Raw genomic sequence first — 22,712 nt, forward strand, 5'->3', positions numbered from 1 at the left:
TTTTAGGCAGTATTTCGAAACAAGATCATGCGCAGGCTTTCTCCTATCTCCATCGGTCCCGTGACCATCGACATGCCGGTCGTGCTGGCGCCGATGACGGGCGTCACCGACATGCCCTTCCGCACTTTGGTCCGCCGTTACGGATCGGGCCTCAACGTGACGGAGATGATCGCGTCGGCGGCGATGATCCGCGAGACTCGCCAGTCCTTGCAGAAGGCCGCATGGCATCCGCTTGAAGAACCGGTGTCGATGCAGCTTGCCGGCTGCTCGCCGACCGAAATGGCCGAAGCGGCCAAGCTCAATGCCGATCGCGGCGCGGCGATCATCGACATCAATATGGGCTGCCCGGTGAAGAAGGTCGTCAATGGCGACGCGGGCAGCGCGCTGATGCGCGACCTGCCTCTGGCCGCCTCGCTCATCAAGGCGACGGTCGAGGCGGTGGACGTGCCCGTCACCGTGAAGATGCGCATGGGCTGGGATCATGCCAGCCTCAATGCGCCGGAATTGGCGCATATTGCCGAGGATCTGGGCGCAAAGCTCATCACCGTGCACGGCCGCACCCGTTGCCAGATGTATAAGGGCAGCGCCGACTGGGCGTTCGTCCGCTCGGTCAAGGAGGCGGTGAAGCTGCCGGTCATCGTTAATGGCGATATCTGCTCGATCGAGGATGCCGACACGGCGCTGGAGCAAAGCGGCGCGGACGGCGTGATGATCGGCCGCGGCGCCTATGGCCGGCCCTGGCTGATCGGCCAGGTGATGGCCTGGCTGACCGATGGCACGCGCATTGCCGATCCTTCGCTGGAAGAGCAATATCGCGTGATCATAGAGCATTATCACGCGATGCTCGATCATTATGACAGGCATACCGGCGTCAACATGGCGCGCAAGCATATCGGCTGGTATACCAAGGGGCTGACCGGATCGGCCGAGTTCCGCAACGCCGTGAACCAGCAGCCGGATGCGGAGGTGGTGCTCGACATGCTCGCCCGCTTCTACGAGCCGCTGATCGCCAGCGGCGTCGATCCGGCGGAATTGCGAAAGGCTGCATGAACGGGGCGCTGACGTCGATGCCGCCGCTTCGCTTGGCCCAGGACGGACCATCGCTGGGCGAACAGATGACCGCGCTGCCGGTCGCGACCCTGGTCGTGAAGCCGGACAACAGCATTGCCGAGGCCAATGTCCGCGCCGAAACGCTGCTCAATATGGCGCGATCGGCGATCATCGGCAGCGATATAGCGCGCACCATCCGCATCGCCGAAGCCGGCGCGCGCTTCGATATCTGGCACAGTAACAAGCCGATCGCCGCCTATGATATCAAGGTTCATGCCGGTCGCACCGCCGAAATGGAGGTCGATCTGATGATCGCGCCGATCGTCGATCATGACGGCTGGCGCGTCGTGTCGCTCCACGCCCAGAGCCAGGCGCGCAAGATCGGTCATCGCGGCTCTGCGGGCGGCGCGCGCTCCGCCATGGGCGCGGCCGCGATCCTGGCGCATGAGATCAAGAATCCGCTGTCCGGCATCCGGGGCGCGGCGCAACTGCTGGAATCCAGCCATGGCGGGCGGGACGCGGCCCTGACCCAGCTCATCTGCAACGAGGTGGACCGGATCGCGGCGCTGATCGACCGGATGCAGGATTTCACGACCGACCGGACGCTGGAATGCCATCCCGGCAACATCTATCCGCTGATCGACCGGGCGGCCGGGATTGCGGCAGCAGGTTTTGCAAAAAATATAAAGATCATAAAACATTATGATCCATCCTTGCCATTCGCCAACATCAATGACGATGCGCTGGTGCAGGTCATGATCAACCTGCTCAAGAATGCGGCGGAGGCGCTGGAGCATGTCCCCAATCCCCGCATCCGGGTCGAAACGGCTTTCCGTCATGGTGTTTCGGTCATGGTCGGCGACGGCAAGGGCAGCGCCGTGCTGCCGATCGAAATCCTTGTCATCGATAATGGACCCGGCGTGCCCGAACATATTCTCGACCATCTCTTCAACCCCTTCATCACCGGCAAGCGCGACGGGCAGGGGCTGGGGCTGGCGCTGGTGGACAAGCTGGTCCGCGACATGAGCGGTTTCGTCCAATATGCCCGCGATGCGGAGGCGGGTGAATCCACCTTCCGCATCCTGCTGCCGATGGGGATGGGGTGATGGCGGCGACCGGAACCGTGCTGGTGGTCGACGACGATCCCGCCATCTGCGTGGTGGTGGGCGAGGCGCTGCGGCGGCAGGGGCATAAGGTCAAGACCGCCGCCTCGATCCGCGAGCGCGCGGCGCTGATGGAAAGTTTCGCGCCCGATGTCCTGATCACCGACGTCATGCTGCCCGACGGCGACGGCCTTGACGGCGTGGCGGACATATTGGCCACCCGGCCGGGCCTGAACATCATCATCCTGTCGGCGCAGAACACGCTCAACACCGCGATCCGTGCGACCGAAAAGGGCGCGTTCGAATATCTGCCCAAGCCCTTCGATCTCAACGAACTGACCCGCGCGGTCGCCGATGCGCTCGGCACCCGGCAAAGCGGGGAGGAACCCGAGGGGGAGGCCGGGCTGCCCCATGACGGACTGCCCCTGGTCGGCCGGTCGCCGGCGATGCAGGAAGTCTATCGCACCATCGCCCGCGTCCTTTCCAACGACCTCTCCATCCTGGTGCTGGGGGAATCGGGCACGGGCAAGGAACTGGTGGCCGAAGCGATCCACAGCCTGGGCCAGCGCCGCACCAGGCCTTTCGTCCCGATCAACATGGCCGCCATTCCGCGCGAATTGATCGAGGCAGAACTATTCGGTTATGAAAAAGGCGCCTTCACCGGCGCCCATGCGCGGACCGCCGGCAAGTTCGAGCAGGCGCAGGGCGGCACGCTGTTCCTCGACGAGATCGGCGACATGCCGATGGAGGCGCAGACGCGGCTGCTGCGGGTTCTCCAGTCGGGCGAGGTCACGACCGTCGGCGGGTCCAAGCCGGTGCGGGTCAATGTCCGCATCATCGCGGCGACCAACAAGGATCTACCCCAGCTGATCGAGGAAGGGCGCTTCCGCCAGGACCTCTATTACCGCCTCAATGTCGTGCCGATCGCCCTGCCGGCGCTGCGCGAACGGCGCGAGGACGTGATTCTGCTCGCCCGCCATTTTCTGGAACGCGCGGCGCTGGAGGGCTTGCCGCGCAAGACCCTGTCCGATGACGCCGCACAATTGCTGATGGCGTGGCACTGGCCGGGCAATGTGCGCGAATTGCAGAATATGATGCAGCGCCTGTCCGTCCTCAGCCGCGAGAATGTCATCACGGCCGACATGCTGCGGAACATGCTGCCGATCGACGCCGTGCCGCCGGACTATGCCGCGCCGGCCGACCAGCTGGTCCACGCCGTGCGCGACTGGGCCAAGCGGCAGCTGGGCGTGGGCATCGGCCAGCCGCAGCGCAGCCTGCATGAGGATCTGCTGGCGGCGATCGAACCGGTGCTGCTGGAGGAGGTTCTGTCCAGCGTCGACGGCAACCAGATTCGCGCCGCGGCGCTGCTCGGCATCAACCGGAACACGCTGCGCAAGAAGCTGACCGATTATGGTCTGGACCCGCTCCAGTTGCGGCTGAGTGATTGACGGAATTTCAGTGGCATATCAGGACGAAACGACGGTCTGTGTCGACCAGCACCATATATTGTCCCAAATACTGTGTTTGAACGGGCACGGGCTTGTTGTAACAAAGCCACTATGAACGGTGCGATCCCCTTTCGCAGGCGAGCCTCTGCATGGCGGAGGTACCTGCCGCCCTTCCTGCGGAAAGGACGTCTCGCCCCGCTGGTGGAAGGCGTCACGCTCGCCCTTTTCCTGGGCATGGCGGGCCTGACCTATCAGCTTCTGTCGGGCAGCCGCGATTCCTACACGCTGCTGACACCGCCGATCGTGGCGCTGCTGCTGGTGGCGAATCTGGTTCCGGCCATCGCCCTGTTGATGTTGCTCGGGCGGCGGGTGGCGAAGCGCCGCGCCGCCAAGTCGGCGATCGGCAGCGACGGCCAGTTGCACGTCCGGCTGGTGGCGATCTTCTCGATCGTCGCGAGCGTGCCGATGCTGCTGGTCGTGATCTTCGCCTCGCTGCTGTTCCAATATGGCGTGCAATTCTGGTTCTCGGACAGCGCGCGCGGTATGCTCCAGAACGCCAGCGACCTGGCGCGCGGCTATTATGAGCAGAATCTGCGCGAGGTGCGGGACGAGACGCTGACCATGGCGGGCGACCTGCGCGACTATCTGAGCCAGTCGGAAGTCTCCAGCCCGCGCTTCGCCGAAGGCTATATCTACCAGGTCGTCACCCGGAAGCTGAACCGGTCGGCGATCATCGAGGTGGGCAAGGACGGGATCGCCCGCACCGCCGCGACCGTCGATCCCGAAAACCGTCCGGCTTCCTCGATGCTGTCGGCCCAGGCGGTCAAGCGGCTGGCCGCCGGCGAGGATATCGTGGTGCAGGCCCGGCCCAACCAGGTCGAGGCGGTGACGTTGCTCTACCCCAATTCCAAGGTCTATCTCTACGCCACGCGCAATGCCGGCACCTCCTCGTTCAGCAATGTGACGCAGGCGCAGAAAGTGCTGGCGGATTATGATCTCTTCTCCGCCCAATCGCGCGCGCTCCAGTTGCGGTTCAACATCGCGCTGTTCGTGGGGTCGCTGCTGCTGGTCGGCATCGCCGTCTATATCGCGCTGGCCGTGGCCGACTGGATGGTGCGGCCCGTCAACGAACTGGTGACGGCGGCGCGAAGGATCACCGCGGGCGACCTGTCGGCGCGCGTCACCAGTCCGCAGAGCCGGGACGAGATCGGCACGCTCGCCGCCGCCTTCAACCGTATGACGCAGCGGCTGGAGGCGCAGACCGGCGCGCTGGTGGCGGCGAACAGCCAGTTGGACGAACGGCGCGCCTTTATCGAAGCGATCCTGTCGGGCGTCAGCGCGGGCGTGCTGTCGGTCGACCTGGAGGGCGAGATATTGCTGCTCAACAGTTCGGCCGCCGCGATCCTGGTCGAGGAAGGCGATGATCCGGTCGGCCGTCCGCTGGAGGAGGTGTCTCCCGAACTCGCCGAACTCGTCGAATCGGACGAGGATGCCGGGATCGTGCAGGTGCGCGCCCATGGCGATCTGCGCACGCTGGCGGTGAAGGTGACGCAGGATGCGTCGCGCCATATCCTGACCTTCGACGATATCACCCAGCAACTGTCCGACCAGCGCCGCGCCGCCTGGTCCGACGTGGCGCGACGGATCGCGCATGAGATCAAGAACCCGCTGACGCCGATCCAGCTTGCTGCCGAACGGCTCCAGCGCCGCTATGCCGACGAAGTCACCAGCGACAAGGCGACCTTCACCCGTCTGACCGGCACCATCGTGCGGCAGGTGGGCGACCTGCGCCGCATCGTCGATGAATTCTCCTCCTTCGCGCGTATGCCCAAGCCCGTCTTCCGGCGCGAGGCGATCGGCGACATTGCGCGTCATGCACTGTTCCTGCATGAGGTGGCGCATCCCGACATCCGGTTCAAATATGTCGCCGACACCGACGATATGGAATTGGTCTGCGACCGGCGGCAATTGGGCCAGGCTTTGACGAATATTGTTAAAAATGCTGTCGAAGCCATTGAACCTAAACCCATTCCAGACGAAGGAGGTCCGCGCGGCCATATCCATATGCGGCTGGCGCGGGAGGATGACGATCTACTGATCCGCGTGCGCGACGACGGCATCGGCCTTCCGCCGGAACGCGACCGGATATTGGAGCCCTATATGACGACGCGGTCCAAGGGGACGGGTCTTGGCCTCGCCATCGTCAAGAAGATTGTCGAGGAGCATTTGGGGGAGATTCGCTTCGACGATGCCGAGGGGGGCGGCGCATGTGTGACCCTGCGGTTCGCCGCGGGCGCGCTGGAGAAACTGGAAGAAGGGCAGATCATAGCCCTGCCCAAAGGAAAAGTGACGGCCAATGGCGCTTGATATTCTGATTGTGGACGATGAAGAGGATATTCGCGATCTGGTCGCGGGCGTCCTGGAAGATGAAGGCTTCACCACCCGCACCGCCGCCCACAGCGACAGCGCGATCGACGCGCTCGATTCGCGCCGTCCCTCGCTGGTGCTGCTCGACGTCTGGTTGCAGGGATCGCGCATGGATGGCCTCGAACTGCTCGATGAGATCAAGCGCCGCGATCCCAGCATTCCCGTGCTGATGATTTCCGGCCATGGCAATATCGACACCGCCGTCGCCGCGATCCGCAAGGGCGCCGCGGATTTCATCGAAAAGCCGTTCGAGGCGGATCGCCTGCTCCATCTCGTCTCCCGCGCGACGGAGACGGAGCGGCTGCGGCGCGAAAATCAGGTGTTGCGCGCCCGCTTCGGTCAGGATGACGAACTGACCGGCACGTCGGCCGCGATCAACAGCGTGCGCGCCACGATCAAGAAAGTCGCGGGCACGGGGAGTCGCGTGCTGATTTCTGGCCCTGCCGGCGTCGGCAAGGAAGTCGCCGCGCGGATGCTCCATAGCTGGAGCGGACGGGCCGACTCGCCTTTCATCATCGTCGCGGCCGCGCGGATGGACCCCGATCGCGTCGAGGAGGAATTGTTCGGCATAGAGGATGCGAGCGGCCTCGTCCGACCCGGATTCCTGGAACAGGCGCATGGCGGAACGCTCTATCTGGACGAGATCGCCGACATGCCGCTGACGACGCAGGGGAAAATCCTGCGCGTCCTGACCGACCAGAGCTTCACCCGCGTCGGCGGCCAGCGGCAGGTGAAGGTGGACGTGCGCGTCATCTCCTCGACTGCGCGCGAGCTGGCGAACGAGATCGAGGACCGCCGCTTCCGCGAGGATCTCTTCTATCGCCTCAATGTCGTGCCGCTCGCCATCCCGCCGCTGTCGGAGCGACGCGATGATATTCCGCCACTGGTCGAACATTATCTCGCCCGCTTCGCCGCCGATCGTCGCGTCCCGCCGCCGGAAATCGCCAGCGATGCCATGGCAGCGCTTCAGGCCAATGAATGGCCGGGCAATGTCCGCCAGCTGCGCAACGTCATCGAGCGGACGATGATCCTCGCACCCGGCGACCGGATCGGCCGGATCGAGCTGGACATGCTGCCGTCCGAACTGACCAGCGGCGGCGGCGGGGAGGGGATCGGCCAGTCCGCCATCATGGGCGCGCCGCTCCGCGAGGCGCGGGAGAGTTTCGAGCGCGAATATCTGCGCATCCAGATCCGGCGCTTCTCGGGCAATATCTCGCGCACCGCCACCTTCATCGGCATGGAGCGGTCGGCGCTGCACCGCAAATTGAAGCTGCTGGGTATTACCGAGGGCAAGGAATAGGGCGCCTTTTGCCGTTCCGTTGCAGAATTTGGCTCGAGTCATCCCGGTTCAAGCTGAACCGGGATGACTCCAGATTATTATTCGTTTTCCGTGATTTCCGAGCCAGCGGATGATTTCATCCGCTTCGAAATCACGCCAAGGCGCATCTCGCCCATGGACGCCTCTTCGCAATTGCGGTAGAACTGCCCCTGCTCCCGGTCCGCGGGGGCGGGCAAGACACTCTGCTTAGGGTGCGAGAGCGGGTAACGTCCCGCCAAGAAAAGGACTGGCGACGACCATGGCCGACAAAGTGAACAATCTTCAGGACATTTTCCTGAACAGCCTGCGCAAGAGCAAGACCCCGGTGACGATGTTCCTGGTCAAGGGCGTCAAGTTGCAGGGCATCATCACCTGGTTCGACAATTTCTCCGTGCTGCTGCGCCGCGATGGCCAGTCGCAGCTGGTCTATAAGCACGCCATTTCGACGGTGATGCCGGCCCAGTCGATGGACCTCACCGACCTGCGCAAGTCGAGCGACGGCAACGGCAAGCCCAAGCTGCTCCAGGAAATCTTCCTGTCGGCGGTCCGCAAGTCGGGCAGCCCGGTGACGATGTTCCTGGTGAACGGCGTCATGTTGCAGGGCGAAATCGCCGCCTTCGACCTGTTCTGCATGTTGCTCGAACGCGACGGCATGGTTCAGCTCGTCTACAAACACGCCATTTCGACGGTCCAGCCGCTTCATGCGCTCGATCTGACCGGCGAAAACGAACAGGACGATTGATCGTCCGCCCGGCCGGTCCGCTGATCCAGTGGACCGGCGCGCGGCGAGATGCTTTAAGCCGACATGGCCATATTCAACCGCGATTCCGATGACGAGGTGGCGCGCGGCGCGCGCGCCGTCGTCGTCCATGCCGAAACCCATGGTGCGGCCAATGCTGGTGACAGGCGCGACAGCGACGCGCGGCTGGAGGAGGCGCGCGGGCTGGCGCTCGCCATCGGCATCGATGTGCGCGCGGCGCAGGCCTTTCGCGTGCGCGACCGCAAGCCCGCCACCTTGTTCGGCAGCGGGCAGGTTGACCAGATCGCCACCCTCGTCAAACAGGAAGAGGCCGAACTGGTCATCGTCGACAACAGCCTGTCGCCGGTCCAGCAGAGCAATCTGGAAAAGGCGTGCGAGGCGAAGGTCATCGACCGGACCGGCCTGATCCTCGAAATCTTCGGCGAACGGGCGGCGACCAATGAAGGGCGTCTTCAGGTCGAATTGGCCCATCTCGACTATCAGGCCGGGCGACTGGTGCGCAGCTGGACCCACCTTGAGCGGCAGCGCGGCGGCTTCGGCTTCCTCGGCGGTCCCGGTGAAACCCAGATCGAGGCGGACCGCCGCATGATCCGCGATCGCATGGCGAAGATAAGGCGCGAACTGGATCAGGTGACGCGCACCCGCGGCCTGCACCGCGCCCGGCGCCAGCGCGCGCCCTGGCCGGTGATCGCGCTGGTCGGCTATACCAATGCCGGCAAATCGACGCTGTTCAACCGCCTGACCGGCGCCGACGTCATGGCGGAGGACCTGCTTTTCGCGACGCTCGACCCGACCATGCGCCAGATTGCGCTGCCGGGACTGGACAAGGCGATCCTGTCCGACACGGTCGGTTTCGTGTCCGATCTGCCGACCCAGTTGATCGCTGCCTTCCGCGCGACGCTGGAAGAGGTGCTGTCGGCCGACCTCATCGTCCATGTCCGCGACATCGCCCATCCCGATACGGAGGCGCAGCGCGACGACGTGCTCGACGTGCTGGGTGAACTCGGCGTCGCCGGTGAGGCTGCGCTCGATCGCGGGGCGGGCGATAGCGAACCTCCGCCGATCATCGAGGCGTGGAACAAGCTCGACCTGCTGGGTGAAGAAGATGCCGCCCTCATCCGGGAGCAGGCTGCGCGCCGGGACGATGTGGTGATCCTGTCGGCCTTGACGGGTGAGGGGGTGGAGACGCTCCAGCGCGCGATCAGCGATCGGATGACCCGTGGCGCCAAAGTCTATGGCCTGCGGGTGCCGGTGGCGGATGGCGCGGCGATCGCCTGGCTGCATGAGCATGGCGAGGTTCTGGCGACGACAGTGGAGGATGAGGAGACACGCGTAGAAGTGCGCCTTTCCGACGCCGCCTTTGCGCGCTTCGCCAAGCGAGGTCGGGCCTGATCGCGAAGGACCGGCTTCAAATCGGTCGGCGCAAAGGCTAGCTTTGCCGTCGATCCGTGGGAGCCTTGTCATGAAAGTTGCTGTTTTCAGTACGCATCCCTTCGACCGCCGCTTCTTTGATGCCGCCAATGAAGCAGCGGGCAGGGGGCATGAACTGACCTATCTGGAAACGCATCTCGACGCCCGGTCCGCGCCGCTGGCGGCGGGGCATCAGGTAATCTGCGCCTTCGTCAACGACCGTCTGGATCGCGCGACGCTGGAATTGCTGGCCGGGCAGGGCGTTCGCCTGGCGGGGCTGCGCAGNATCTGGAAACGCATCTCGACGCCCGGTCCGCGCCGCTGGCGGCGGGGCATCAGGTAATCTGCGCCTTCGTCAACGACCGTCTGGATCGCGCGACGCTGGAATTGCTGGCCGGGCAGGGCGTTCGCCTGGCGGCGCTGCGCAGCGCCGGGTTCAATCATGTCGATCTGGCCGCCGCCGCCGATCTGGGCATCAGCGTCGGGCGCGTGCCGGCCTATTCGCCCGACGCCATCGCCGAACATACGGTGGCGATGATCCTCACGCTCAACCGCAAGATTCACAAGGCCTATGCCCGTGTGCGCGAAGGCAATTTCGCGCTGGACGGGCTGCTTGGCTTTGACCTGCGCGGGCGAACGGTGGGAATCGTGGGGACCGGCAAGATCGGCCTCAACGTCGCGCGCATCATGCGGGGCTTCGACTGCACCGTGATCGCGCATGATCCCTTTCCCGATGTGGACGGGTTGGCCGCGGTCGGAGGCCGCTATATGTCCTGGCCCGAACTGCTGGACCAGTCCGACATCATTTCGCTCCATTGCCCACTGACGCCCGACACCCGCCATCTGATCGATGCGGCCGCCATCGCGCGGATGAAGCCTGATGTGATGCTCATCAACACCAGCCGCGGCGCCGTGGTCGACACGCGCGCACTGATCGAGGGGCTGAAAAGCGGCCGGATCGGCTATGTCGGGCTGGATGTTTATGAAGAGGAGGAGGGGCTGTTTTTCGCCGACCTGTCGGACCAGCCGATCCAGGATGATGTCTTCGCCCGGCTGCTGACCTTTCCCAATGTGCTCATCACCGGGCATCAGGCCTTTTTCACGCGTGAGGCACTGACGGCGATCGCCGAAACGACGATCGACAATATCTCGGCCTTCGAAGCGACCGGCGCGCCGCTCTATCCGGTGTCGGTGCCAGGGCAGGGATCATAAGGTTCGCACCATCGGGCGCGGGGCCGGATCATCCGGCTTTTTCGAGACGCTTCGCCTGCTGCCACAGGGCTTCCTTCTGGTCGAGCGGCAGGGACGGGAAGTCCGCGCCCGCAATCTCCTCCATCGCCCGAAAGCGTCGATCAAATTTTCCATTGGCTTTTCTGAGAGCCGTTTCCGGATCGATCTTCAGATGACGTGACAGGTTGACCACGGCAAAGAGCAGGTCGCCCACTTCCTCCTCGCGCGCCTCATGGCTTTCGGCTTCGCGCACTTCGTCCAGTTCCTCCGCGATCTTGTCGATGACGCCGACCGTATCGGGCCAGTCGAAGCCGGTGCGCGCCGCGCGCTTCTGCAATTTTTCGGCGCGAAGCAGCGCGGGCAGGGCATTGGCCACGCCCGCCAGCGCGCTCGGGTCCGGCTCTTTTTCGGCCCGCTCGGCCGCCTTGATGACTTCCCACTGAGCATGGCCGTCCTCCCGCCGGGCGCTTTCGCCGAAGACATGGGGGTGGCGACGGATCATCTTTTCGGTGATGCCATCGATCACGTCCTGCAACGCGAAATGACCGGCTTGCTCGGCCATGCGGCTGTGAAACGCGACCTGGAGCAGCAGGTCGCCCAGTTCGTCGCGCAGCGCCGCCATATCAGCCCGCTCGATCGCATCGGCGACCTCATAGGCTTCCTCGATCGTATAGGGCGCGATGGAGGCGAAATCCTGTTCGATATCCCATGGGCAGCCCGTGTCGGGATCGCGCAACCGCGCCATCACATTGGCAAGCGGCATGATGTCGGCTGGGCTGGCTTTGGACATGGGAGCTTTCGGATCGACGATGGACAGAAAGCCGATAGGCCCTGGGCGGGGGCATGACCAGTCTGAATAGCAACAGGAAATTATTCGATAATATATATTATGTTAAATTTAATCTCATCCGGGCACGTTCTTTGTCACTCCCTTTGAGATTGTCCATGTCGTTGTCGGCTTCGAGCCGCCACCACCTTCAATCCTCGCGGATCAGACTGTGTTTCGCCGTGTCGCGCATCTTCACATAGACGATCAGCGATATGCCGATCATCACCGTCACATAGATATAGAAAGCCTGCTCGATCCCGGCTTGCTTGAACCACAGCGCGACGAACTCGGCGGTCCCGCCGAACAAGGTATTCGCCAGCGCATAAGGCAGCGCCACGCCCAGCGCTCGGATATGCGCCGGAAACAGCTCGGCCTTCACCACGGCGTTGATCGACGTATAGCCGGTCACGATCACCAGCCCGACCATCACCAGCAGCCCCGCAACCAGCGGATCTTTCGTGGTCGCCAATGTCGCGAAAATCGGATAGGTGCAGAACATTCCAAGAACACCAAAGCCGATCATCAACGGCTTGCGCCCGATCCGGTCCGACAGCGCGCCCGCAACGGGCTGCAACAGCATGAACAGGAACAGGGTCGCCGCGTTGATCTGCGATGCGGTTTCCCGGCTGAGGCCGCTCGTATTGACCAGGAATTTCTGCATGTAGATGCTGTAGGCGTAAAAGGCGATTGTGCCGCCCGCCGTCAGCAGCATCACCGTCAGCGTCTCGCGCGGATGATTGGTGAGGAGTTCGATGAAACCGGACTTGGGCGCATTCTCGGCCCGCGCCACGGCGAAGCTCTGCGTTTCGGCCAGGCCACGCCGCAGCCAGAAGACGATGATCGCCAGCGCCCCGCCGATGAAGAAGGGAATGCGCCAGCCCCAGGCGTCGAGTTGCGCCTCGCTGAGCGTCGCCTGAAGCAGCAGCAGGACGCAGATGGCGACAAGCTGCCCGGCGATCAGCGTCACATATTGGAAGCTCGAAAAGAAGCCGCGCCGACTTTTCCCCGCCATTTCGGAGAGGTAGGTCGCGCTGGCGCCATATTCGCCGCCGATCGACAGACCCTGCATCAGGCGCGCCAGCACTAGCAATATTGGCGCGGCGACGCCGATCGTCTCATATCCCGGCGTGATGCCGATCAGCAAAGACCCCGCGCACATCAACGCCACGGACAGGGTCAGCCCGCTCTTGCGCCCATGACGATCGGCATAGACACCCATCAGCCAGGCGCCGATCGGCCGCATCAGGAAGCCGACGGCGAAGATGCCGGCCGCGCTCAGCAGTTGCGCGGTGCGGTCCTCGCTCGGGAAGAAATGCGGCGCGAAATAGAGGGTGAAGGCGGCATAGGCATACCAGTCATACCATTCCACCAGATTGCCGGTGGAGCCGCCGATGATCGCCTTGAGCCGCTGACCCTGTGTCGGGGCGCCCTGTTCTGCCAGTGACGTCATGGGGTCAGCACCATCTCCGCATTCTGTACGCCCCAGCTTTTGAGGCGGGAGAGCATGTTCATGCCGATCACATTGACCTCGCCGAAGGCGGGGGACACGACGACCGGCAGGTCGCTGGCCCGGACCGGCCCGATCGCCAACGTGCCGATACTGGCGCGCCGCGCCTCCACCTTGCCATTGGCGGTGGACATGATGACGCCCGGCGCGCCGACATCATAGTTGAGTCCGGCGGCGCGCGCCGTGGTTTCGGACAGGGCGGTGAAGGTCGCGCCGCTGTCGATCAGGAAGCGAGCCGGCGTGCCGTTGATCGTGCCTTCGACCCAATAATGGCCGTCGGGCGCGATGGGAATGCGCAGGGCCTGCCCCTCGGTCCGTGCCGCGGGCAGCGAGGATGGGGCTTCATCCGGCGCGGCGACGCCCCCCTGCTCCGCCCAGCGGCCGGTCAGATAGCCCTGGTTCTGGGCGAATTTGAAAATGCCCAGCAATGCGGCGAAGATCGCCACCCACAGCAACGCCATGCGCAGCACGCTGCCCCAGGCAAGACGCCGGCCGATCAGCGAGGAGGCGACCAGCATGATCGCCAGCACATACCAGATGGTGGATGCCGTCTGATCCGTGCCGTCCATCAAACCCCCTGCCCCTGACCATGTTCATCCAATTCGATCACCATCCCGTCATAGCCCGGCTCCACGCCCGGCGGGAGCGTGCGGCGCAATGTCGCATAATCCATGCTCTGGTCCATATGGGTCAGGATGGCGCGCGTCGGACGGGTGGCGGCGATGCCGTCCAGCGTCAGCGCGAGATGTGGATGGGTTGGGTGCGGCTTTTTCCGCAAGGCGTCGACCACCCAGATGTCCAGACCATCGTAAAGCGCCAGCATATCGGGCGTCATAGCATGGAAATCAGTGGCATAGCCAATGCTATGGCCGTCATGGCTGAAGCGGAACCCGGTGGACCAGATGTCGCCATGGGGCTGGTCGACGCAGGCGATGTCGATGTCGCCGATCCGCAGCCCATCGGGCAGCACATGGGCGTCGATGGTCGGATGATAGCCGCTGGCGCCCTCGAAGGCGTAGGAGAAACGGCGCTGGAGCAGCTTGAGTGTCTGCGCGCGGGCATAGCCGGGCACGGGGCTGCGGCGGTGATGATAGAGCTGTCGCACATCGTCCAGGCCGTGGCTGTGATCGGCATGGTCGTGCGTCCACAAAATCGCGTCGATCTGGACGACATCGGCCGCCAGCAACTGGGCGCGCAGATCGGGCGACGTGTCGACCAGGATGCGGGTGGTCGGCGTCTCGACCAGGATGGAAACGCGGGTGCGCCGGTTCTTCGCTTCGGTCGGGTCGCAGTCGCCCCAGTCATTGCCGATCCGCGGCACCCCCGACGAGGTGCCGCTGCCCAGGATCGTAAGCTTCAGGCTCATGCGACTTTCGAGAAAAGGGTGCGAAAGTTGGTCGAGGTCGCAGCGGCCAGTTGCTCGACGCTTTCCCCGCGCAATTTGGCGAGGAATCTGGCGGTGTCGGCGACATAGGCCGGCTCGCACGGCTTGCCCCGATGCGGCACTGGCGCGAGGAAGGGCGAGTCCGTCTCCACCAGCAGCCGGTCGAGCGGCAGGCGCGCCGCCGTCTCCTGCAAATCCCTGGCGCTCTTGAAGGTCACGATGCCCGAAATGCTGATATAGAAGCCAAGCTCCATTGCTGCGTCGGCAAAGGCGCCGCTGGCGGTGAAGCAATGGATGACGCCGCTATAGGCCCCCTTCCCCATCTCGTCGCGCATGATCGCCAGCGTATCCTCCTCCGCGTCGCGGGTATGGACGATCAGCGGCAGGCCGGTCTGGCGACAGGCGGCGATGTGGGCGCGGAAGCTTTTCTGCTGCCGCTCGCGGTCGCTATGGTCGTAATAATAATCGAGGCCCGTCTCGCCGATGCCGACGACGCGCGGATGCGCGGCGCGCTCGACCAGCTTGGCGGTGTCGACATGGGGATGCTCGTCGGCTTCGTGCGGATGGATGCCGACCGTCGCCCACACATCGGCTTCGCGGACGGCCGTATCCAGCACCACATCCCACTCGCTTTCGCGAGTGGCGATGTTGAGCATCAGGCCGACGCCGGCGACGCGCGCACGTTCCAGCACATTGGCCTGATCCTCGATCAGCCCCTTGTAATTGAGGTGGCAATGGCTGTCGATCAGCATGGCGTCAGGACTCGGCTTCCGGCAGTTCCAGGCGTGGGAAGAGCGGCTTGGGCGGGCCGAGCGTGAAGCCCGAGGCGCGCAGGTCGGCGTAGAAATCGCCGCCGATGACGCCATAGTCCCGCATCCCCGCGTCAATGCCCATCTGATCAAGCAAGGCGGCGGCGCTGCCCGGAATGACCGGCTGGATTATGATGGCTAGGCTTGCGATCGCTTCATAAAGGCTGGCGAGAACCGCCTCCATCCGCGCCGGATCGCTCTTGCGCAACGCCCAGGGCGCTTGCGCGTCGATATAGGCGTTGCAGGCGAAGACGGCGCGCATCCACGCCTCGATCGCGACCGATGGGGCGAGGTCGGCCATGGCGGTCTGGAAGGTCCGCGCCGCGTCCGCGACCATCCTCAGTAATTCGCTGTCCACATCCTGCGGCGCCGGCTCGGGCAGGCGGCCGTCCAGATTCTTGGCGATGAAGCTCAGGGTGCGCTGCGCCAGATTGCCGAAGCTGTTGGCCAGATCACTGTTGGACCGGGCGACGATCGCCTCCGCGCTGTAGCTGCCGTCATTCCCGAAGGTGACTTCGGACAGCAGGAAATAGCGGAGCTGGTCGACGCCAAACTTCTCCGCCAGTTCCATCGGATCGGCGACATTGCCCAGCGACTTGGACATTTTCTCGCCGCGATTGAGCAGGAAGCCGTGACCGAACACCTGTTTGGGCAGCGGCAGCTTCGCGCTCATCAGGAAAGCTGGCCAGTAAACGGCATGAAAACGCACGATATCCTTGCCGATGATGTGCGTGATGTCGCCGCCATCGGCCCAATAGCGCGCCATCCGCTCGGCATCGTCGGGATAGCCGCAGCCGGTCAGATAATTGGTGAGCGCGTCGACCCACACATACATGACATGGCCTTCCGTGCCCGGCACCTTCACGCCCCAGTCGAAGCTGGTGCGCGAGACGCTGAGGTCGGACAGGCCGCCCTCGACGAAGCGCAGTATCTCGTTGCGGCGGCTGTCGGGCCGGATGAAGTCGGGCTGGCTGTTGTAAAGCTCCAGCAGCCGGTCCTGATAGGCGGACAGGCGGAAGAACCAGCTTTCCTCTACGGTCCATTCGACGGGCGTTCCCTGGGGAGACAGCTTGACGCCCCCTTCCCCATCGGTGATTTCCTTTTCGTCGTAAAAGGCTTCGTCGCGGACCGAATACCAGCCTTCGTAGCGACCGAGATAAAGGTCGCCACTGGCCTCCATTGCTTGCCAGATAGCCTGGCTGGCATAGTGATGATCCGGCTCGCTCGTGCGGATGAAGCGATCATAGCTGATATTCAGATTGTCGTTCATATCCTTGAAATAGGACGACATCTCATCAGCCAAAGCCCGCGGTTCGATGCCTCGTCCGCGTGCCGTCTGGGCCATTTTCAGCCCATGTTCGTCGGTGCCGGTCTGGAAAAAGACATCGCGACCCATCATCCGCTGGAACCGCGCGATCGCGTCGGTGGCGATCACTTCATAGGCATGGCCGATATGCGGGCGGCCATTGGGATAGGAAATGGCGGTGGTAATGGTGAAGGGCTTGGACATGGGCCTTCCCTAGCGGGAGTCGTTCCTGCCGCAAAGCCGCTTTTCAGGCGAACGGGGCCAGCGCCCCGCGCTTATCGATGATGTGGCGGCGCAAGCGCCGCGCGCCTATCGATGATGTGGCGTCGCAAGCGCCGCCACATGCCCGGCTAGTTCGAACACCACCGCCGCCGGATCGAGCGACAGGATGATCGCGCCGCCCGCCAGATGCCGTGCCTTTTCCCAATGATCCAGCGCCTGCCCCAGCGCCGCGCCCTGCCGCGTCCGCGCCGTCTGGGCGATGAAGGCGGGCGCGCGCTCCAGAAACGCCTCGTAGCGTGGTTTGGCGGATTTGAGCGCCAGCGCCTTTGCAAGGGTAAGGCGCTGGCGGTTGCCGGGGTCGCCCTGCGTCGCAAGGGCGGTCAGCGTCTGCTCGATATCCGACAGGTTCAGACCGGCATAGCGCAGCGCCTGCCCCGGCGAGCCATCCCCCGCCCGCACCAGCGCGTCCATTTCCTGCGGCGCCAATGTGTCGTCGGCCGCGCGCAGGGCCGCGCGCATTGCCGCATCATCCAGCGGATCGAAGCGCAGCGTGCGACAGCGCGAGCGGATGGTGGGCAGCAACCGGCCGGGCGCATGGCTGACCAGCAGGAACAGCATGTCGGCGGGCGGCTCCTCCAGCGTCTTGAGCAGCGCATTGGCCGCACCGCGCTCCAGGTCATCGGCGCTGTCGATCACCACCATGCGGCGGAACGAAAGCGAGGGCGCGGACTGGATCAGCCGTTGCAGCCCGCGCACCTGATCGACGCTGATGTTGCGCGCGGTGACGCCGTCCTTTTCCAGCGGCGCCAGTTCGGCGTAGTCGGGATGGGCGGCGGCCTCGATCAGGCGACGGATCGGATGGCTTTCGGGGACGGACAGCCCCCCGGCCTCGATCGGCGGCCCGGCCGCGTCGGCCAGCAACCGCATCGCGAGCGAGCGCGCAAAACTGCCCTTGCCGATGCCCTTCGGCCCGGCGAGAATCCAGCCATGATGCATCCGGCCGCTGTGCGCGGCCGCCATCAAGGTGCGGGCCTGCGCGTCATGGCCCAGGAGCGACGTCATGGCAGCAGGTCTTCGATCGCTTCTAGCAGCCTCACCGTCACGACCTCGGCCGGGCCGGAGGCGTCGACGGCGCGCACGCGACCGGCTTCCTCACGGGCGAAGCGGGTGAAGGCGTCGGCCACGGCCCGGTGGAAATCGCTCGCTCGCCCGCCGATGCGGTCGGCCGCGTCGCCATCGCGCGCTTTCGCCCGGCCGGAGGCTTCGTCTTCGGGAAGGGTCAGCAGCAAGGTCCGGTCGGGCAGGAAGCCTGCGCTGCCGATCCGGTGCAGCGTCAATATATCGGCGTCGGTCAGTTCGCCCTGCCCCTGATAGGCGCGGCTGGAATCGAGGAAGCGGTCGGACAATATCCAGGCCCCCCGGTCCAGCGCCGGGCGGATCGTCTTTTCGATATGATCCGCGCGCGCCGCCGCGAACAGCAGCGCTTCGGCGCGTGGACTCCAGCGATCCGCGCCGCCCGTCAGCAACAGGGCGCGGATCGCCTCCGCTCCTTCGCTGCCGCCCGGCTCGCGCGTTTCGATCACGTCGATGGCGCGCGCGCGCAAGGCGGCGGCGAGCGCCCGAAGCTGGGTCGACTTGCCGACGCCCTCGCCGCCCTCCAGCGTGATGAAACGACCTATAGTCACCCGAACAGCGATTTCATGCCGTTCCACAGACGGCCGAAAATGCCTGCCTCGGCGACATCCTCACCCGCCACCAGCGGCATGACCTGCGGCGGCGTATCGGGGGTCTGGATGATGAGCTGGGCGATCTGCTGCCCCTTGGCGATCGGCGCCTTGATCGGGCCGGTATAGACGACCTTGACCTGGACCTTAGCCGACGCCGTGCGTGGCAGGGTGACGGCCAAATTCTGCGGCGCGACCAACGGGATGCTCGTGGCGCTGCCCAATTGCACCTCGGCGGTTTCGACCGTCTGGCCCTTCTTGAACAGCGGCTGCGCCTTCCACGCCTTGAAGCCCCAGTCCATGAAGCGCACGGATTCGGCGATCCGGCCGTTGAAGCTGGTCAGGCCGGCGACGACCATCACCAGCCGGCGACCATCCTGTTCGGCCGATCCGGTGAAGCCGAATCCTGCCTCTTCCGTATGTCCGGTCTTCAGGCCATCGGCGCCGGCGATCTTGCCCAGGATCGGGTTGCGGTTCGCCTGGTTGATGTCCGACCCGCCCATGGTCTTGCCCCAGGTAAAGGACCGGGTGGCGTAGAAGCGCTTGTAGAGGTCGGGCGTCTCCTCGACCGTCGCCTGGGCCAGCCTGGCGAGATCCTCGGCGGTCACATAGGTTACGCCTTCGTCCGGCCAGCCGTTGCTGGTGCCGAAATGGCTGTTCTTAAGGCCGAGGCGCTTGCCTTCCTCGTTCATCAGCGCGACGAAGGCCTGCTCGGTGCCGGCGATGCCCTCGGCCAGCACGACACAGGCGTCATTGCCCGACAGAGTGACGATGCCGTGCAGCAGATTTTCGACCGACACCTGCTCGCCGGCGGACAGGAACATGGTCGATCCCGCCTGCGGACCGTGCCACTGCTTCCAGGTTTCCGGGCGCACGGTGAACTTGGTGTCGAGCTTCAGATCGCCCTTCTGGATCATGCGGAAGGCGACATGCGCCGTCATCATCTTGGCCATGGACGCCGGCGGCATCCGGGTTTCGCCACCCTTGTCGTAAAGCACCGCTCCCGACGACAGATCCTTCATATAGGCGATCGGCGCTTCGCTGGTATAGGGCGGCGCGGCCGCGATCAACGGCTGGGCCAGCAGCCCGGCGGCGAGGAGGACTGCAACGCTTTTCTTCATCGGAAACTGCCTTCGACTAGGATGGAATCGCTCTCGAACCACGATCTTTATCGCGCGTCATTAGCCATGATGCGCGCATTCTCAAAGCCCTTGGCGGCTGCCGCGCGCACGCCGGCCTGGGCGGCCTGCTGCGTTGCATAGGGGCCGAAGCGCACGCGCCACATGGTCCCGCCCGGCTCGACATGCGCACCGATGCGCTTGGCCAGCGCCTCCGCACGAACCTGGGTCGAAAAAGCGCCGACCTGCACGATATAGCCGCCTTTGGTCGTGGTCGTCCTTGTGGGCGGCGGTGCCGGTTTGGCGGCGACGGGTTTGGCCGCTGGAGCGGATGCGACGGGCTTTGCCGGCGTGGCGGACTTGTCGAAATCGGCGCCCGGCCGGCTTGATGCGGCGGGCCGGGTCGGCGCGACGGCGTTCATCTTTGGCGCTGCGGCCGCCATTCCGGCCTGGGGCAGCTTCGTTCTCAGCACCTTGAGCAGGGGCGCGGGCGTTTCCAGCCGCTCCGCCGCCCGGCCCTGCGCTCGCAGCGCCGCGCGTTCCTGCTCGGGCGGATTGACCCGCCGCACCCGTACCGGAAGCACAGCCTCGCCACTGACGCCCAGTTGCGCGAGCGCGCCCGGCGACAATCCAATGATCAGGTCGTTGCGCATCGGGCCGCGATCGTTGACGCGCACCAGGATGGTCCTGCCGCTGTCGAGGGCCGTCACCTCGACATAGCTGGGCAGCGGCAGCGTCTTGTGGGCGGCGGTGATCGCTGACGCGACGAAGGCCTCACCATTGGCGGTCGCGCCGTCGCGGCTGCCCGTCTCCGACCGGCCGGCATAGCCCAACTCGTCATAATAGGCCGGATCGGTCGGCGTGTAGGTGACGCCCCCGATCGCATAGGGCGCCCCGAGCAGGATCGGCGTATCGGCGACCATATTGCCGGTCCTGGCAGCGACGGTCTTTTCCGGCTGGGCGTAGAGCGCCGCTCCGCCGGCCATCGACAGGATCAGGACGGCAACGGCCAGTCCCTTATTGTTTGACCGCATCCGCCAGCAATCCCACCGACAAGGCATAAAAGTTGGAGCAATTATAATCGAGGATCGCCCGATAATTGCTGGTCAGCAGATAGGCCGTCTTCCCCGGCCCGTCCGGTTCCAGCAGGGTCGCCAACATGGTGTCGGCCGGCCATCTGCCACCGGCCGGGATCAGTCCCAGCTTGCGCCATTCGGCCATGCTGAGCCAGCGGCTATGCCGGTTGAACACACGCGGGCAGCGGGCCGGTGTCGTGCGCGCGGCGATGGCGGCGCGGTTCAGGCCGACCGGCACGGAAACGGCGACGCCCCATGGCTGGCCGCGTCGCCAGCCCGAATGGACGAAATAGTTGGCGATGGACGCCAGCGCGTCCGCCTCGCTGGTCCAGATGTCCGCCCTGCCATCGCCATCCCCATCCTTGGCCAGGCGCAGATAGACGCTGGGCAGGAATTGCGGATAGCCGGTCGCGCCGGCCCAGCTTCCGACCAGCCGGCCGCGCGGGACGCCATTGTCGAGCATCTTGAGCGTCGCCAGCAATTCCGGTTCGAACAGGCTGCGCCGCCGCCCTTCCCAGGACAGGGTCGCAAGCGATCGGATCAGGTCGAAATCGCCGGTATAGGAGCCATAATTGGTTTCATGGCCGTAGATGGCCACCATGATTTCTTCGGGCACGCCGGTTTCCGCCTCGATCCGCGCGAGGCGCCCGCGGTTCGCCACATAAGCGGCGCGGCCGCGGCTGATCCGTGCCGCGTCGACATGCTGGCGACGATAGGGTTCGAAATTGGGAATGGGCGAATAGGCGCCGCCGCCCGGCTGGCTCTGGTCGAGCTGAATGACGCGCGGGTTCGGCGTGAGCGTCGGAAACACCGCGTTCAGCGTGGCGTCGCGGATGCCCATGGCCCGCGCCCTGGGGCGCAGCCCCTCCAGATAGGCCTGGAAACCGGCGTCATCCTGCGCCTGCGCTGGGCCTACCGCCAGACTTCCAGCCGAAACGGCAGCCAGACCCAGCAGCAATGACATAAAGGATGAGCGCAAAGAATCTCCCATGGCCCTTTTGTTGCACAGGCCGCGCAAGGCGGGGAACCCCTTATTGAAAAACGGCGCTCGATTAGGCGACGAACCGTGTCTGGCGCGATTTTACGCTTGGCAAGCCAGCGGCGCACGCTAGGAAGCAGGCAGCGACGGCGGAGCGGTTTCGGGACAATGGTTCTGAACGCAGGCGACGGAAGGGTGGCAGAGTGGTCGATTGCAGCGATAGCGACCTGTCTGCGAGAAATGGAGTGTGGTTACAAGGGGTTAGTTCCAATCCGATTCGCCGGGTAGTTTCACCCATAAGCCTGTCGTAAGTTGCCAATCCCGAAACGGTATGGAAGAGTGTCCGAGTGGTTTAAGGAACTGGTCTTGAAAACCAGCGACGGGGCAACCCGTCCGTGGGTTCGAATCCCACCTCTTCCGCCAGCCGCTCCGCCTTCACGGCAAGAGCGGCATATCAAGCGCCCTCAAAAATTCATTATGCTAAGCGGTTGCCGCCTTCACTCGCTGTCGACGAGAGAGGCGTTCATTTCGATCAGGTCGATTTCCTTCTCAGCCTCCGCAGTGCTGACATAGCGCGAGATGTTGAGGTATGATCAAGCTCGACACCAATGCCGTAGAGCGATCAATCCGCCGCCCGGGATGAATGCCCTCTTCGCCGGTTCCGACGAGTTGGCGATTGCTGTCATATATTGGCTATGCGCTCGATCAGGAAGGCGCCGTTCACCGGCGGGCGCCTTGGCTGCTAAACCAAGCCGGCGCCCGCCGATGCGATGTGCAGGACATTCTATTCTTCGATCGTTTGGTTCCGGGCTACTGGGCCAGATGCTGCTGGAACCAGCGCGCGATATAGGCGACGGTTTCACGCCCCTCAGGTGTCATATTCTCGCCGATATTATAGGCGCCATGCTGGCCGCCCTCCATGACATAGAGATAGGAATCGACGCCGAGCCTGAGCATCTGCGCGTGCGACACGAGAACCGGGCTCATGTCGGTGGCGCGAGTGCCCGTGATC

The 22,712-nt window shown here is 64.5% G+C and carries 19 protein-coding genes, 1 tRNA gene and 1 pseudogene; 9 read left to right on the forward strand and 12 right to left on the reverse strand.

Annotated elements, in window-relative coordinates; genetic code table 11:
* Window positions 1-27: 27 nt before the first annotated feature.
* The 8 genes from dusB (at window position 28) to AC58EF_RS22580 (ending at window position 10,728) form a co-directional block, all read left to right on the forward strand.
* Window positions 28-1,050, forward strand: coding sequence for a tRNA dihydrouridine synthase DusB (gene dusB, locus AC58EF_RS22545; protein WP_497278770.1), 1,023 nt, complete (start codon window positions 28-30; stop codon window positions 1,048-1,050).
* Window positions 1,047-2,156, forward strand: a complete 1,110-nt coding sequence (locus AC58EF_RS22550) for a two-component system sensor histidine kinase NtrB (RefSeq protein ID WP_497278772.1) — start codon at window positions 1,047-1,049, stop codon at window positions 2,154-2,156. The genes dusB and AC58EF_RS22550 overlap by 4 nt, the downstream gene beginning before the upstream one ends.
* Complete coding sequence (ntrC, locus tag AC58EF_RS22555; protein ID WP_497278773.1) at window positions 2,156-3,601, forward strand: nitrogen regulation protein NR(I); 1,446 nt, start codon at window positions 2,156-2,158, stop codon at window positions 3,599-3,601. Before AC58EF_RS22550 ends, ntrC begins: the two co-directional genes overlap by 1 nt.
* 111 nt (window positions 3,602-3,712) lie before the next feature.
* The gene (locus AC58EF_RS22560; RefSeq protein ID WP_497278775.1) at window positions 3,713-5,968 is read left to right on the forward strand and encodes a sensor histidine kinase; all 2,256 of its coding nucleotides are present in this window, start codon (window positions 3,713-3,715) and stop codon (window positions 5,966-5,968) included.
* On the forward strand, window positions 5,958-7,328 hold the full coding sequence (ntrX, locus tag AC58EF_RS22565; protein ID WP_497278776.1) for a nitrogen assimilation response regulator NtrX: 1,371 nt from the start codon (window positions 5,958-5,960) through the stop codon (window positions 7,326-7,328). Before AC58EF_RS22560 ends, ntrX begins: the two co-directional genes overlap by 11 nt.
* Window positions 7,329-7,593: 265 nt before the next feature.
* Window positions 7,594-8,088 carry an RNA chaperone Hfq gene (hfq, locus tag AC58EF_RS22570; protein ID WP_497278796.1) on the forward strand — a complete coding sequence of 165 codons (495 nt, stop codon included), beginning with the start codon at window positions 7,594-7,596 and terminating at the stop codon, window positions 8,086-8,088.
* A gap of 63 nt (window positions 8,089-8,151) precedes the next feature.
* Window positions 8,152-9,498, forward strand: coding sequence for a GTPase HflX (gene hflX / locus AC58EF_RS22575; RefSeq protein WP_497278777.1), 1,347 nt, complete (start codon window positions 8,152-8,154; stop codon window positions 9,496-9,498).
* A gap of 261 nt (window positions 9,499-9,759) precedes the next feature.
* Entirely contained in the window at window positions 9,760-10,728 is a 969-nt protein-coding gene (locus tag AC58EF_RS22580; protein ID WP_497278798.1) for a 2-hydroxyacid dehydrogenase, read from the forward strand.
* A 28-nt stretch (window positions 10,729-10,756) separates the two neighbouring features.
* On the opposite strand, the gene mazG is transcribed toward AC58EF_RS22580, so the two are convergent.
* The 11 genes from mazG to AC58EF_RS22635 all read right to left on the reverse strand — a co-directional run bounded on the left by mazG (window position 10,757) and on the right by AC58EF_RS22635 (window position 21,685).
* Window positions 10,757-11,536: a nucleoside triphosphate pyrophosphohydrolase gene (gene mazG / locus AC58EF_RS22585; RefSeq protein ID WP_497278779.1), complete on the reverse strand. Its 780-nt coding sequence runs from the start codon at window positions 11,534-11,536 to the stop codon at window positions 10,757-10,759.
* Between the two features lie 187 nt (window positions 11,537-11,723).
* Window positions 11,724-13,025 carry an MFS transporter gene (locus AC58EF_RS22590; RefSeq protein ID WP_497278780.1) on the reverse strand — a complete coding sequence of 434 codons (1,302 nt, stop codon included), beginning with the start codon at window positions 13,023-13,025 and terminating at the stop codon, window positions 11,724-11,726.
* The gene (locus AC58EF_RS22595; protein WP_497278781.1) at window positions 13,022-13,651 is read right to left on the reverse strand and encodes a retropepsin-like aspartic protease family protein; all 630 of its coding nucleotides are present in this window, start codon (window positions 13,649-13,651) and stop codon (window positions 13,022-13,024) included. The genes AC58EF_RS22590 and AC58EF_RS22595 overlap by 4 nt, the downstream gene beginning before the upstream one ends.
* Window positions 13,651-14,448, reverse strand: a complete 798-nt coding sequence (locus AC58EF_RS22600) for an MBL fold metallo-hydrolase (protein ID WP_497278783.1) — start codon at window positions 14,446-14,448, stop codon at window positions 13,651-13,653. The genes AC58EF_RS22595 and AC58EF_RS22600 overlap by 1 nt, the downstream gene beginning before the upstream one ends.
* Window positions 14,445-15,218, reverse strand: a complete 774-nt coding sequence (locus AC58EF_RS22605) for a TatD family hydrolase (RefSeq protein WP_497278784.1) — start codon at window positions 15,216-15,218, stop codon at window positions 14,445-14,447. The genes AC58EF_RS22600 and AC58EF_RS22605 overlap by 4 nt, the downstream gene beginning before the upstream one ends.
* Before the next feature lie 4 nt (window positions 15,219-15,222).
* Entirely contained in the window at window positions 15,223-16,785 is a 1,563-nt protein-coding gene (gene metG / locus AC58EF_RS22610) for a methionine--tRNA ligase (RefSeq protein ID WP_497278785.1), read from the reverse strand.
* A gap of 105 nt (window positions 16,786-16,890) precedes the next feature.
* Complete coding sequence (locus tag AC58EF_RS22615; RefSeq protein ID WP_497278786.1) at window positions 16,891-17,865, reverse strand: DNA polymerase III delta subunit-related protein; 975 nt, start codon at window positions 17,863-17,865, stop codon at window positions 16,891-16,893.
* Window positions 17,862-18,488: a dTMP kinase gene (gene tmk, locus AC58EF_RS22620; protein WP_497278787.1), complete on the reverse strand. Its 627-nt coding sequence runs from the start codon at window positions 18,486-18,488 to the stop codon at window positions 17,862-17,864. Before tmk ends, AC58EF_RS22615 begins: the two co-directional genes overlap by 4 nt.
* Window positions 18,485-19,648: a D-alanyl-D-alanine carboxypeptidase family protein gene (locus tag AC58EF_RS22625; RefSeq protein WP_497278788.1), complete on the reverse strand. Its 1,164-nt coding sequence runs from the start codon at window positions 19,646-19,648 to the stop codon at window positions 18,485-18,487. Before AC58EF_RS22625 ends, tmk begins: the two co-directional genes overlap by 4 nt.
* Before the next feature lie 47 nt (window positions 19,649-19,695).
* Window positions 19,696-20,679: a septal ring lytic transglycosylase RlpA family protein gene (locus AC58EF_RS22630; RefSeq protein ID WP_497278789.1), complete on the reverse strand. Its 984-nt coding sequence runs from the start codon at window positions 20,677-20,679 to the stop codon at window positions 19,696-19,698.
* On the reverse strand, window positions 20,663-21,685 hold the full coding sequence (locus tag AC58EF_RS22635) for a lytic murein transglycosylase (RefSeq protein WP_497278791.1): 1,023 nt from the start codon (window positions 21,683-21,685) through the stop codon (window positions 20,663-20,665). Before AC58EF_RS22635 ends, AC58EF_RS22630 begins: the two co-directional genes overlap by 17 nt.
* A gap of 348 nt (window positions 21,686-22,033) precedes the next feature.
* Between AC58EF_RS22635 and AC58EF_RS22640 the strand changes: the two genes are divergently transcribed.
* A tRNA-Ser gene (locus AC58EF_RS22640) sits at window positions 22,034-22,123 on the forward strand.
* Between the two features lie 387 nt (window positions 22,124-22,510).
* Here the strand turns inward: AC58EF_RS22640 and AC58EF_RS22645 are convergent.
* Window positions 22,511-22,712, reverse strand: a pseudogene (locus AC58EF_RS22645) (alpha/beta hydrolase); the annotation flags it as partial.

This window comes from Sphingobium sp. WR1, assembly GCF_059693745.1.

What these genes read in the sequence shown, in the direction of transcription:
- AC58EF_RS22605 (WP_497278784.1), bottom strand. Translation starts at nt 15,218, where the DNA reads ATGCTGATCGACAGCCATTGCCACCTCAATTACAAGGGGCTGATCGAG.
- AC58EF_RS22595 (WP_497278781.1), bottom strand. Translation starts at nt 13,651, where the DNA reads ATGGACGGCACGGATCAGACGGCATCCACCATCTGGTATGTGCTGGCG.
- AC58EF_RS22560 (WP_497278775.1), top strand. Translation starts at nt 3,713, where the DNA reads ATGAACGGTGCGATCCCCTTTCGCAGGCGAGCCTCTGCATGGCGGAGG.
- AC58EF_RS22630 (WP_497278789.1), bottom strand. Translation starts at nt 20,679, where the DNA reads ATGCGGTCAAACAATAAGGGACTGGCCGTTGCCGTCCTGATCCTGTCG.
- metG (WP_497278785.1), bottom strand. Translation starts at nt 16,785, where the DNA reads ATGTCCAAGCCCTTCACCATTACCACCGCCATTTCCTATCCCAATGGC.
- ntrX (WP_497278776.1), top strand. Translation starts at nt 5,958, where the DNA reads ATGGCGCTTGATATTCTGATTGTGGACGATGAAGAGGATATTCGCGAT.
- AC58EF_RS22590 (WP_497278780.1), bottom strand. Translation starts at nt 13,025, where the DNA reads ATGACGTCACTGGCAGAACAGGGCGCCCCGACACAGGGTCAGCGGCTC.
- hflX (WP_497278777.1), top strand. Translation starts at nt 8,152, where the DNA reads ATGGCCATATTCAACCGCGATTCCGATGACGAGGTGGCGCGCGGCGCG.
- mazG (WP_497278779.1), bottom strand. Translation starts at nt 11,536, where the DNA reads ATGTCCAAAGCCAGCCCAGCCGACATCATGCCGCTTGCCAATGTGATG.
- AC58EF_RS22550 (WP_497278772.1), top strand. Translation starts at nt 1,047, where the DNA reads ATGAACGGGGCGCTGACGTCGATGCCGCCGCTTCGCTTGGCCCAGGAC.
- AC58EF_RS22600 (WP_497278783.1), bottom strand. Translation starts at nt 14,448, where the DNA reads ATGAGCCTGAAGCTTACGATCCTGGGCAGCGGCACCTCGTCGGGGGTG.
- dusB (WP_497278770.1), top strand. Translation starts at nt 28, where the DNA reads ATGCGCAGGCTTTCTCCTATCTCCATCGGTCCCGTGACCATCGACATG.
- ntrC (WP_497278773.1), top strand. Translation starts at nt 2,156, where the DNA reads ATGGCGGCGACCGGAACCGTGCTGGTGGTCGACGACGATCCCGCCATC.
- AC58EF_RS22635 (WP_497278791.1), bottom strand. Translation starts at nt 21,685, where the DNA reads ATGTCATTGCTGCTGGGTCTGGCTGCCGTTTCGGCTGGAAGTCTGGCG.
- AC58EF_RS22615 (WP_497278786.1), bottom strand. Translation starts at nt 17,865, where the DNA reads ATGACGTCGCTCCTGGGCCATGACGCGCAGGCCCGCACCTTGATGGCG.
- AC58EF_RS22625 (WP_497278788.1), bottom strand. Translation starts at nt 19,648, where the DNA reads ATGAAGAAAAGCGTTGCAGTCCTCCTCGCCGCCGGGCTGCTGGCCCAG.